Genomic DNA, 11,792 nt, shown 5'->3' with positions numbered 1-11,792 from the left:
CGAGCGCGATGGCCGATGGTGCGCCGGGCGTCCCGTCACGATCCTCGTGACATGGCAATCATCGAAGTCGACGGGGTGCACAAGGCCTATGCCGGGCGTCCCGCGGTGGAGGGGGTGAGCTTCACCGTCGACCAGGGGGAGATCTTCGGCATCCTGGGCCCCAACGGCGCGGGCAAGACCACCACCGTCGAATGCGTCGAGGGGCTGCGGGTCCCCGACACCGGAACCATCCGTGTCGCGGGCCTGGACCCCGTGGCCGACCGCGACCGGGTGACCCGGCTGCTCGGCGCCCAGCTCCAGGAGAGCGAACTCCAGCCCAAGATCACCGTCGCCGAGGCGCTGGAACTGTACAGCGCCTTCTACCCGGAACCGGGCGACTGGCGCGCCCTTGCCGAACGCCTCGGTCTGCACACCTCCCTGGGCACCCGGTTCGCCAGGCTGTCCGGCGGCCGGAAGCAGCGGCTGTCCATCGCGCTCGCACTGGTCGGCAATCCGAGGGTCGTGGTCCTCGACGAACTGACCACCGGCCTCGACCCCCGGGCCCGCCGGGACACCTGGAAGCTCATCGAGGACGTGCGCGACAGCGGCGTGACGGTCCTTCTGGTCACCCACTTCATGGAGGAGGCCCAGCGGCTCTGCGACCGCGTCGCCGTGATCGACCGCGGCCGGGTCGTCGCCCTCGACACCCCGTCCGGCCTGATCAGCAGGGCCGGCACGTCCACGGTCATCTCCTTCGCCCCGTCCCGGCCCCTTGACGACACCGAGCTGGACGCGCTGCCCGGAGCGACCTCGGTGGAACGGAAGGACGGACGGATCGTCATCAACGGCACCGACGAGACGGCGAACGCGGTGATCTCGCTGCTGGCCCGTCACCACGTCACCGCACATCGGCTCCGCGTCGGCGAGGCGACTCTGGACGACGCCTTCCTCGACCTCACGCAACGGGCGGCCTGACATGACAGCGGTGAACCCGGCGAGCCCGGTGAACCACCCGACCCCCGCGAACCCGGCGGAAGGCGCCGGGGCCGGACACAGCGCCACCCCGTGGGCGGCGGTCCTCCGGGCCGAGACCCGGCTCTTCCTCCGCGAACCCGGCAGCCTCTTCTGGATCCTCGGCTTCCCGGTCGTGCTGCTGACGGTCCTCGGCCTGATCCCGTCCTTCCGGGACCCCGACGAGACGCTCGGCGGACGCCGGGTCATCGACCTGTACGTCCCGGTGGCGGTGCTGCTCGCCATGATCATGGCGGGACTCCAGGCCATGCCGCCGGTCCTCACCGGCTACCGGGAACGCGGGATCCTGCGCCGCATGTCGACCACCCCGGTCCGGCCGTCCGCCCTGCTCACCGCGCAGATGGTGCTGCACGGCGCCGCGGCCCTCGGTTCGGCGGTCCTGGCCATGGCCGTCGGCCGGGCCGTGTTCGGTGTCCGGCTGCCCCGACAGCTCCTCGGCTACGCCCTGGCCCTGCTCCTGGCGACGGCGAGCGTGCTCGCCCTCGGCGCACTGCTCTGCGCGCTCTCCCGCACGGCCAGGGCGTCCTCCGCCATCGGAACGGTCCTCTACCTGGCGATGATGTTCACCGCCGGGGTGTGGATCCCGGTCCAGGCCATGCCCGGCACCCTGCGTCACATCGTCCAGGCAACTCCGTTCGGTGCCGCCTCGCAGGCACTGGACCGGGCCGCGTCCGGCGGCTGGCCCGGCTTCGTCCCGCTGGGCGTGATCCTGCTGTGGACCGCGGCGGCGGCCCTGTCGGCGACCCGCCTCTTCCGGTGGGAATGACCGTTCCCGGGGCGTCCCGCGTGCGTGGACGCGGGAGACACTTCGTCCATGGACACGGGGGAGAAGACGGGAACGGGGCGGGCCGTACCGACGACGGCGGCCCAGTGGTGGGAACGGTTCCTCCGGTACGGGCCGTACGTCCTGCTCGGCCTGAGCACGGCGGTCACGGCGGTGATCGCGGACGCCATCATGTCCCGGCCGGAGGTGTACGCGACGGCGGGGCTCGTCCCGGCGGCGCTCGCCCTCCAGCTCTGGTGGGGGCGGGCGGCACGTACCGCCGAGGCCGGAAGCCGGGCGGCGATCGGCTACTTCTGCGCCCGCACGGTGCTCGCCTTCGCGCTGACCTGGTGCAACCCGTTCTTCTCCGTCTTCGCCGTGCTCGGCTACTTCGACGCCGGCCGGCTGCTCCCGAAACCGGCGGTCCGCGCCGGGCTGTGGACCACCGCCGTGATCCTGGCCGGCGCGCAGTGCGGCAGCGGCCTTCCCCCGGCCACCGTCATGAACTGGCTGGCCTTCGGCATCCTCCTCGCCGTGCACGTGACGGTCACCATGGTCTTCGCCCAGATCGCCGACCGGGAGGCCGATCACCTCCGTTCCCAGACCGACACCATCAGCGCGCTGGAGACGGCCAACGCCCGCCTCGAACAGGCTCTCGCGGAGAACGCCGCGCTCCATGCCCAACTCCTCGTCCAGGCCCGTGAGGCGGGCGTCGCCGACGAGCGGCGACGGCTCGCCGCGGAGATCCACGACACGCTCGCGCAGGGACTCGCCGGCATCATCGCCCAGCTCCAGGCGGTGACCTCGGTCGCCGACAGCGATCCGGGACTGGCCCGGCAGCACCTGGACCGGGCCGCCACCCTCGCCCGGGACAGCCTGGGCGAGGCACGCCGCTCGGTCCACGACCTGGTCCCCGGCGCGCTGGAACACGACGACCTTCCCGGTGCGTTGAAGAAGACGGTCTCCGCGTGGACGGAACGGCACGGCGTCCGTGCCGATTTCACCGTCACCGGAACCGTCGAACGGGTCCACGACGAGACCGCCGCCACGCTCCTGCGGATCGCCGAGGAAGCCCTCGCCAACGTCGGCCGCCACGCGTCGGCCTCACGCGTCGGCCTCACCCTGTCGTTCATGGACGGTGAACTCTGCCTGGACGTACGTGACGACGGCCGGGGCTTCGACCCCGCGGCCCTGCCCCCGTCCGGCAGGGCGGGCGGTTTCGGTCTCGGCGGCATGCGGGCACGCGCCGAACGCGTCGCGGGCACCGTCGAGGTGGAGGCGGAGCCCGGCCGCGGCACCGCGGTCCGCGCCCTGGTGCCGCTGGTCCGGGGCGGCCGGTGACCAGTACGGTTGGCCTGCCATGGCTGAGGAACCCACACGTGTCATCACGCTCGTCGTCGTCGACGACCATCCCGTCGTACGGGACGGTCTGCGCGGCATGTTCGATTCGGCGCCGGGCTTCCGCGTCCTGGGGGAGGCGCCGGACGGGCCGGCGGGCGTCGACCTGGTGGCCGGGCTCGACCCGGACGTCGTGCTGATGGACCTGCGGATGCCGGGCGGCGGCGGGGTCGCCGCCATCGCCGAGCTGACCCGGCGGGGCGCCCGGGCCGAGGTACTCGTCCTCACCACCTACGACACCGACGCCGACACCCTGCCCGCCATCGAGGCCGGGGCGACCGGGTACCTGCTCAAGGACGCGCCCCGCGAGGAGTTGTTCAACGCCGTCCGCGCCGCCGCCGACGGCCGCAGCGTCCTCGCGCCCGCCGTCGCCACCCGCCTCGTCTCACGGGTGCGCGCCCCCGCGTCGGCGCCGGGCGGCGACTCGCTGTCGGCCCGGGAACGCGAGGTGCTCGAACTCGTGGCGAAGGGCACCCCGAACCGCGAGATCGCCGCCGAGCTGTTCATCAGCGAGGCCACCGTGAAGACGCACCTCACCCATGTCTTCGCCAAGCTCGGTGCCAAGGACCGGGCCGCCGCCGTCGCGATCGGCTACGACCGCGGAATCCTCGGGCCCGTTCCCTGATCCCCGACGGGGCCGCGTCCACGTTGCCCCGGGCGGCCCCCGTCGTTGGGGTGGACGTGAACCACGTAGCGAAGCGGACGGTGGCGCACCCGGCCACCGTGCCGACATGGACAGGACTCGTCGTCGTGCCGGCCGTGCTGGCGGCACTTGCCCTGCTGGGCGGCTGCACCGGCGCAGGCTCCTCCGCCGGCAAGGGGCGACCGCCGCACGAGGCGATCTCGATCGTTCCCCGGGACGACGCGCGGGACATCGGCCCCGACGACCGGGTGGAGGTGAGGGTTCCGGACGGGCGGCTGGAGAGCGTGAAAGTGGTCCGGGTCGAGGACGCGCGTCGTCAGGAGGTGCCCGGCCGGATCGCGCGCGACGGCAGGTCCTGGACACCGTCGAAGGGCGCGGGGCGGCTCGCCCTCGCCGCGAAGTACCGTGTCGCCGCGGTCGCCGTGGACGCCGCCGGGCACCGCGCCGCCCGGCACACCACCTTCACCACCATGGTGCCCGAGCACCGGTTCATCGGTTACCTCACACCGGAGAACCGGTCCACGGTCGGCACCGGAATGATCGTCTCCCTCGTCTTCAGCCGGCCGGTCAGCAACCGTCCGGCCGTGGAGCGGGCCGTCCGGGTGTCCGCCGAACCGCCCGCCGAGGTGGTGGGGCACTGGTTCGGCGACAAACGGCTCGACTTCCGCCCGGCCGTCCACTGGGCGCCGGGAACCGAGGTCACCGTCGGGGTGCGGCTGCGCGACGTGGAGGGGGCGCCCGGCGTGTACGGCAGCCAGGACAGGACGGTCTCCTTCAGGGTGGGCCGTTCCCAGACGTCCCTGGTGGACGCGGCAGCGCACACGATGGAGGTCCGCCGCGACGGCCAGCTCGTCTCCACGGTCCCGATCACGGCGGGGCGCCCGGGAAAGGACACGTACAACGGCAGGATGGTGGTCAGCGAGATGTACGACGTGACCCGGTTGAAAGGCCGCACGGCCGGCCTCGGCGGGGAGTACGGCATCAAGGACGTGCCGCACGCCCTGCGGCTCACCGGTTCCGGCACCTTCCTGCACGGCGACTACTGGTCGGACCGGGGGGTCTTCGGCTCGTCCGACGTCAGCCACGGCTCTGTCGGCCTGCGCGACGTGCGCGGCGGCGGGAGCGGCACCCCGGCCGGCTGGTTCTTCGACCGGACCCTCGTCGGCGATGTGATCGAGGTCGTCAACTCCGCGGGCAAGCGGGTCGTCGCACCGGACGACGGTCTCGGCGGCTGGAACCTCGACTGGGCCCGGTGGAAGGCAGGATCGGCCCTTCGCTGAATCCGGGGACAGCGGCCCGGACGCCCGTTCCCCGCCCCCGCTCCGTACCCGGTGGGCTCCCCGGGACAAGTTGGGACTGAACGGTGACATCCACGGGATCTTTTCGGTGTGATCAGTGTGATTATCTTTCGCTGAGCGCGCAGGTGCAGCGCGTGGGGGCGGGGCCTGCGGGCTCCGGGGCCTTGGCGGGGCCGGGCCGTGCGAGGGGAGACGAGCACTTTGAACGGGCAGCCGATATCGGGGACATCGGCCGGGGCGAGCGGCGGACGACGCGGGCGCGGAGCCACCGGGCCGCTGGCTCTGGTCGTGGGCGCGATGCTGATGCTGGTGACGGCGTGCGGCGGGGACGACACCGCCGGCGCGGGCCGGGACGGCAAGGGCGGCGCGAAGGTGGAGGACACCAGCGCGTCGCAGGCGGTGGTGGACGTCGCGCCGAAGGACGGGGCGGAATCCGTCGCCACCAGCGGGGCACTGAAGATCTCGGCCGGCCAGGGGAAGCTGACCACGGTCAAGGTCTCCGACCCCAAGGGCACCGAGGTCGAGGGGAAGATCGCCGCCGACGGGGCGAGCTGGGTGCCCGATCAGCACCTGGCCGCGGCGACCAAGTACAAGGTCCACGCCGTGGCCGAGGACGCCAAGGGCCGTGAGTCGGCGAAGGACACCAGCTTCACGACGTTGGTCCCGCAGAACACCTTCATCGGGCAGTACACCCCGGAGGACGGTTCCACGGTCGGTGTCGGGATGCCCGTCTCGATCCACTTCACCCGCGGCATCACCGATCCCGCCGCGGTCGAGAACGCCATCAAGGTGACCGCCGAGCCGTCCGTGCCGATCGAGGGCCACTGGTTCGGCAACGACCGCCTCGACTTCCGTCCGGAGAACTACTGGGCCGCGGGCACCAAGGTGACCGTGAAGCTCAACCTCGACGGCGTCGAGGGACGGCCGGGCGTCTACGGCAAGCAGGCCAAGACGATCTCCTTCACCATCGGCCGCAGCCAGGTCAGCACCGTCGACGCGAAGACGCACCGGATGAAGGTCGTCCGTGACGGCAAGGAGATCAGGGACATCCCGATCTCGGCGGGCGCCCCGGCGACCACCACGTACAACGGGCAGATGGTCATCAGCGAGAAGCTCAAGGTGACCCGGATGAACGGCGACACCGTCGGCTTCGGCGGCGAGTACGACATCAAGGACGTCCCGCACGCCATGCGGCTGTCCACCTCCGGTACCTTCCTCCACGGCAACTACTGGGGCGGCTCGGGCATCTTCGGCAACAGCAACACCAGCCACGGCTGCGTCGGCCTGCAGGACGTCCGCGGCGCCTGGAGCAAGAAGACCCCGGCGGCCTGGTTCTTCGACAACTCGCTCATCGGCGACGTGGTGGTCGTGAAGAACTCGCACGACAAGACGATCCAGCCGGACAACGGTCTGAACGGCTGGAACATGTCCTGGTCGGAGTGGATCAAGTAGCACTCCGCACACGTGACGCGGACGGGCCCGGCGCTGCGACAGCGCCGGGCCCGCCGTCGTCGAGGCCGTTGGCGTCGGCCACGGGCTGGGGAGCGACGGGACGGGCTCCACCCGTCCCGTCGCTCCCCGGCTCGTTTAACCTCCTCCCATGACCGTAACCCTCGAAGCAAGCGACGGCGTCGGCACGATCCGGCTGGACCGACCGCCCATGAACGCCCTGGACGTGGCGACCCAGGACGGGCTGCGCGAACTCGCCGAGGAGGCGACCCGGCGCGAGGACGTGCGCGCCGTGGTCCTCTACGGCGGCGAGAAGGTGTTCGCGGCGGGCGCGGACATCAAGGAGATGCGGGCGATGGACCACACGGCGATGGTCGTACGGTCCAAGGCGCTCCAGGACGCCTTCACCGCGGTGGCCCGCATCCCCAAGCCGGTCGTCGCCGCGGTCACCGGCTACGCGCTGGGCGGCGGCTGCGAACTGGCGCTCTGCGCCGACTTCCGGATCGCCGGGGACAACGCCAAGCTGGGCCAGCCGGAGATCCTGCTCGGGCTGATCCCCGGCGCCGGCGGCACCCAGCGGCTCGCCCGTCTCGTCGGTCCCTCCCGGGCCAAGGACCTGATCTTCACCGGTCGCCACGTCCGGGCCGAGGAGGCCCTGACGATCGGTCTGGTGGACCGCGTGGTGCCCGCCGCCGAGGTGTACGAGCAGGCGCACGCCTGGGCCGCCGCGCTGGCCAAGGGCCCGGCTCTCGCACTGCGGGCGGCCAAGGAATCCGTCGACGCGGGGCTGGAGACGGACATCGACACGGGGCTCACCATCGAACGGAACTGGTTCGCCGGGCTGTTCGCCACCGAGGACCGGGAGCGCGGCATGAGCAGCTTCGTGGAGGACGGGCCGGGCAAGGCCAAATTCCTCTGACCGAACGACAGTTGGGCACAGGATGACGCGGGTTCATCCATGCGGGCGGATTGCCCGGGCCCCGGGGGAGACCTGGGGCCCGGCCGCCCCGACGCACGGGTGATGTCTCCCGGGTCGATGATGCGCGCAGGTCAGAGGCGGTACCGCGAGCCATTCAATACCAAAGGCATATGCCGAAAGCCTTCCTCGGAGTGATGCGTTCCGGAGCGCTGATTCTCCGGGAACGGCCCCGGGGCGCTCTCCCTGCGGTCATGATGGTCTGCATGGCGGGCCTGGAGGGTGTGGAGCAGCCGCGACCGCGCGGGGGTGCGACGGCGGCACGTTGGGCGTCCGGTAGCGAGGACGAACAGGCGTTCAAGGCGCTGGAGTTGTTCGGGAATCCGGCGGACGGAGAGGTCCGGCTGCCGTCCCGCCCGGAGTCGGCGGCCACCGCGCGACGGCTCACCTCAGGCGTGGTGCTCCGGCACTGGGCGCTCACCCCGCAGATCGCGGAATACGCCGTGCTGCTCGTCTCGGAACTCGTCGGCAATGCCGTGCGGCACACCGGTGCCCGGGTCTTCGGATTACGGATGCTGCGCCGTCGGGGCTGGATCAGGATCGAGGTGCGCGACCCCTCGCGCGGGCTGCCGTGCCTGATGCCCGTCCAGGAGATGGACATCAGCGGGCGCGGACTCTTCCTCGTCGACAAGCTGTCCGACCGGTGGGGGGTGGATCTGCTGCCCCGGGGCAAGACCACCTGGTTCGAGATGCGGATCTCCGACCGCTGACACCCGCCCGGACGGCGCGCGGGATCCGGGTGCGGGATCCGGGCGCGCGTTCGGCGTGCGGCGCCCCGTCCGCGCCGGGGTGCTCCGGACGCACAGAGGCCCCCGGTCTGCCGTGGTGGGGCACTTCGGGGGCCGCTGTGCGGGGGCCGTGAAATGGGGGGTGTGTTCACGGCCGCTTGTGACAACCGGCTCGGGTCGTTGCGGTCGTGTCACCGACTATGGCAGACGGGCGACCTCACCGCCAAAGGTGCAAAACGGTAGATCTCTGTGTATTTATGCTCATTCCTTCAGTGAATCGCAGGTGTAATGGGTCACTTGCCTGGAAAAGCATGAATATTTATTGAGTCGGCAGCATGAATCATTCGCTCTGGTCGTATGTATAAATTGTTATGTTCTGACCGTTTCGCCCCTATTGTTTCTGTACATGAACGTCTCCGACAGGCCGGTGCGCCGCCGCAGTGCCCTGCGCGCGGGCGCGGGCGCCGCGCTGGCCGGTGCCCTCGCCGCCGGATGCGCGGACCACCGGGCCACCACCGGTACGTCGGCCGGGTCCGCCACGGACCCGCCGAGCCCGAAGAGCGCCGCCACCGCGTCCGGTCGTACCGCGGCTCCGCGCCCGGCGCCCGCACCGCACCGCTTCCCCGGCCTGCCGGTCCAGATCGACCACGGCCCCCGCGACCGCCCGCGCGTCGCCCTCACCTTCCACGGCCAGGGCGACCCCGCCATCGCCCGGACCGTACTGGCCGAGGCCGAAAGGGCCCACGCCCGGATCACCGTCCTCGCCGTCGGAAGCTGGCTCGACGAACACCCCGACATGGCCCGCCGCGTCCTCGACGGCGGCCACGACCTCGGCAACCACACCCAGCACCACATCGACATCTCCTCGCTGGGCGAGGCCGACGCCTACGCGGAGATCAACGACTGCGCCCAGCGGCTGCGCCGGCTCACCGGCTCCGTCGGTACCTGGTTCCGGCCCTCGCGCACGCGGGACGCCACCCCGCTCGTCCGGCGGCTCGCCGCCCGGGCGGGCTACCCGCACGTCCTCTCCTACGACGTGGACTCCCTCGACTTCACCTCCCCCGGCGCCGCGGCCGTCATCCGCAAGGTGACCGGCGAGATCCGCGACGGATCGGTGGTGAGCCTGCATTTCGGCTACCCGGACACGGTCGCCGCCCTGCCCCTCCTCCTCACCGAAATCGACCGCCGCGGACTGCGCGCGGTGACGACCACGGAGCTGCTGACCTGATGCTTCCCTCCACGAGACACACCGCCGCCCTGCTCGGGGGCTTCCTCCTCGCCGCCCTCACCGGCTGCGGAACCCCGGCAGGCCAGAAGAACGTCCAGGCCGTCGGCAGCGAGGCCGCCGCCCCGCCCACCGCCGAGGAACGGGTCGCGCCACCCGCGCGGCCGGGACTGCCCGGCATGCCCCCGGTCCTCGACGCCAAGGACGTCTACGCCGCCGACCGGCCGGGAAAGCTGTCCCCGGTCGTGAAGGACTTCCCGCCCCGCGTGTACGTCCCCAACACCAACTCCAACACGGTCTCCGTGATCGACCCCGCGACGTACAAGGTCGTCAGGACCATCAAGGTCGGCCGCCAGCCCCAGCACGTCGTCCCGTCGTGGGACCTGAAGACCCTCTGGGTCAACAACGACCTCGGCGACAGCCTCACCCCCATCGACCCCGCCACCGGGAAGGTCGGCCGCGCGGTGCCGGTCTCCGACCCGTACAACCTCTACTTCACCCCGGACGGCAAGTACGCGGTGGTGATGGCCTCGATGGACCGTCAACTGGTCTTCCGCGACGCCCACACCATGAAGATCGCCAAGACCGTCCCGGTCGACTGCGCCGGGGTCAACCACACCGACTTCTCCGCGGACGGCCGGTACTTCATCGTCTCCTGCGAGTTCTCCGGCGAACTCCTCAAGGTCGACACGGCAGGGATGAAGGTCGTCGCGAAGCAGAAGCTGCCGCTGCACGGCGCGATGCCGCAGGACGTGAAGCTGTCGCCCGACGGCGGCACGTTCTACATCGCGGACATGATCGCGAACGGGGTGTGGGTGCTGGACGGGAAGAAGTTCACCGCCCCGAAGCTGTTGCCCACCGGCAAGGGGGCCCATGGTCTCTACGTCAGCCGGGACTCCAAGGAGATGTACATCTCCAACCGCGGCGAGGGCACCATCTCCGTCTTCGACTTCGCCGAGCGCAGACTCGCGAAGAAGTGGCGGCTGCCCAACGGCGGCAGCCCCGACATGGGCGGGGTCTCGACCGACGGCAAGGTCCTTTGGCTGAGCGGCCGTTACAACTCCGAGGTGTACGCCATCGACACCGCCAGCGGAAAACAGCTCGCCCGGATCCCGGTGGGCAGCGGCCCGCACGGTCTCGCCGTCTACCCGCAGCCCGGCCGCTACTCGCTCGGCCACACCGGGGTCTTCCGCTGACCTGACGGGGACCGCCACCCGGCACGGCTCCGGCGGCCCCGGGCGACGCGGCGTCAACCCTCCGGCGGACCCGCTCACCATCGGATGACACTCCACGGCCCGGCGCCGCATTCCCGGGACAGTGACCAACATGATGATCACTTCTCGTCTGCGGCGCCGGGCCGCAGTTGTCGTCCTCGCCCTCTCCGCCGCGCTCCTCCCGGCCGCCGCCACCGAGGCGGCACCCGCCGCCGCCCCCGCGGCAGCCGCCCTCAAGCCGGGCGGCTGCCCGGTCGTCACCGACCACCTCTTCGCCGCCGCCGACCCCGTCGACGTCGGCCGGATCACCCCGCGGCCCGCCTGGCGCGACGACTGCCGCCAGCTCTACCGGGCGGACGGCCGCGGCCCCGAGACCGTCTTCGACGAGGGCTTCCACGCCCGGGACATCGCCTACGGCCAGTACGACGTGGAGAAGTACGTCCTCGTCAACCAGCCCTCGCCCTTCGTCTCGACCACGTACGACCACGACCTGTACAAGCGCTGGAAGGCCGCGTTCAACTACTACATCGACGCTCCCGGCGGCGTCGACGTGAACAAGACGATCGGCGACACCCACAAGTACGCCGACCAGGTGGAGGTCGCCTTCCCGGGCGGAGTCGACCGGACGTTCATCGTCGGGGCCTGTCCGATCGACCCGGCGACCAAGACCGAGGTCATGAGCAAGTGCGTCGACAACCCGCACTACCGGCCCTGGCGCCACTGACCCCGCCGGTGTCCCCGCCCCGGGGCGGTGCGCGCCGGAGCCGTCCGGCCGACGCGAGCACCACCCGTCCCGCCCGATAATCTGACCACCTCAACCAGGCACTGGTCAGGCACTGGTCAGGCATGACGAAGGGGCGGAACTGTGGCGGACATCGAGTCGGCACGCAAGGCGTTCGAGCGGTTCGATCTGAACGGCGACGGACTGATCACGGCCGCCGAGTACAAGAGCGTGATGGCCCAGCTCGGCGACCCCCACGTCACCGAGCCGGTGGCCCAGGCCGTCATCAACGCGCACGACACCAACGGCGACGGCCTGCTGACGTTCGACGAGTTCTGGGCGTCGCGGAACAAGGGCTGACAACCG

12 protein-coding genes are annotated in these 11,792 nt (G+C 71.3%); all 12 read left to right on the top strand.

All coding sequences use genetic code 11. The features are described from left to right. Positions 1-51: 51 nt before the first annotated feature. The 12 genes from ACF1CT_RS01525 (at position 52) to ACF1CT_RS01470 (ending at position 11,786) form a co-directional block, all read left to right on the top strand. On the top strand, positions 52-954 hold the full coding sequence (locus ACF1CT_RS01525; protein ID WP_391781707.1) for an ATP-binding cassette domain-containing protein: 903 nt from the start codon (positions 52-54) through the stop codon (positions 952-954). A gap of 1 nt (position 955) precedes the next feature. Further along, on the top strand, positions 956-1,777 hold the full coding sequence (locus tag ACF1CT_RS01520) for an ABC transporter permease (protein ID WP_391781706.1): 822 nt from the start codon (positions 956-958) through the stop codon (positions 1,775-1,777). 48 nt (positions 1,778-1,825) lie between these two features. Beyond that, positions 1,826-3,115 carry a sensor histidine kinase gene (locus tag ACF1CT_RS01515; protein ID WP_391781705.1) on the top strand — a complete coding sequence of 430 codons (1,290 nt, stop codon included), beginning with the start codon at positions 1,826-1,828 and terminating at the stop codon, positions 3,113-3,115. 19 nt (positions 3,116-3,134) lie between these two features. Continuing rightward, positions 3,135-3,797, top strand: a complete 663-nt coding sequence (locus ACF1CT_RS01510; protein ID WP_391781704.1) for a response regulator — start codon at positions 3,135-3,137, stop codon at positions 3,795-3,797. 56 nt (positions 3,798-3,853) lie between these two features. Continuing rightward, a complete protein-coding gene (locus tag ACF1CT_RS01505; protein ID WP_391781703.1) occupies positions 3,854-5,095 on the top strand; it encodes an Ig-like domain-containing protein in 1,242 nt (413 codons plus the stop codon). A gap of 219 nt (positions 5,096-5,314) precedes the next feature. After that, complete coding sequence (locus ACF1CT_RS01500) at positions 5,315-6,565, top strand: Ig-like domain-containing protein (RefSeq protein ID WP_391781702.1); 1,251 nt, start codon at positions 5,315-5,317, stop codon at positions 6,563-6,565. Positions 6,566-6,713: 148 nt separating this feature from the next. Further along, positions 6,714-7,481, top strand: a complete 768-nt coding sequence (locus tag ACF1CT_RS01495; protein ID WP_391781701.1) for an enoyl-CoA hydratase/isomerase family protein — start codon at positions 6,714-6,716, stop codon at positions 7,479-7,481. 251 nt (positions 7,482-7,732) lie between these two features. Next, a complete protein-coding gene (locus ACF1CT_RS01490; RefSeq protein WP_391782155.1) occupies positions 7,733-8,248 on the top strand; it encodes an ATP-binding protein in 516 nt (171 codons plus the stop codon). Between the two features lie 424 nt (positions 8,249-8,672). Continuing rightward, positions 8,673-9,494 (top strand): polysaccharide deacetylase family protein, encoded by an 822-nt coding sequence (locus tag ACF1CT_RS01485; RefSeq protein ID WP_391781700.1) that lies wholly within the window; start codon positions 8,673-8,675, stop codon positions 9,492-9,494. Beyond that, positions 9,494-10,687, top strand: a complete 1,194-nt coding sequence (locus ACF1CT_RS01480; RefSeq protein WP_391781699.1) for a beta-propeller fold lactonase family protein — start codon at positions 9,494-9,496, stop codon at positions 10,685-10,687. The genes ACF1CT_RS01485 and ACF1CT_RS01480 overlap by 1 nt, the downstream gene beginning before the upstream one ends. A gap of 133 nt (positions 10,688-10,820) precedes the next feature. After that, entirely contained in the window at positions 10,821-11,429 is a 609-nt protein-coding gene (locus ACF1CT_RS01475; RefSeq protein ID WP_391782154.1) for an ADP-ribosyltransferase, read from the top strand. A gap of 141 nt (positions 11,430-11,570) precedes the next feature. Next, positions 11,571-11,786: an EF-hand domain-containing protein gene (locus ACF1CT_RS01470; protein WP_391781698.1), complete on the top strand. Its 216-nt coding sequence runs from the start codon at positions 11,571-11,573 to the stop codon at positions 11,784-11,786. Positions 11,787-11,792: the final 6 nt, after the last annotated feature.

It is taken from the genome of Streptomyces sp. NPDC014734 (assembly GCF_043083325.1).
In the GTDB taxonomy this organism is placed as follows: domain Bacteria; phylum Actinomycetota; class Actinomycetes; order Streptomycetales; family Streptomycetaceae; genus Streptomyces.
Note: the sequence above shows the minus strand (reverse complement) of the source record. Positions and strands in the feature narration are given on the sequence as shown.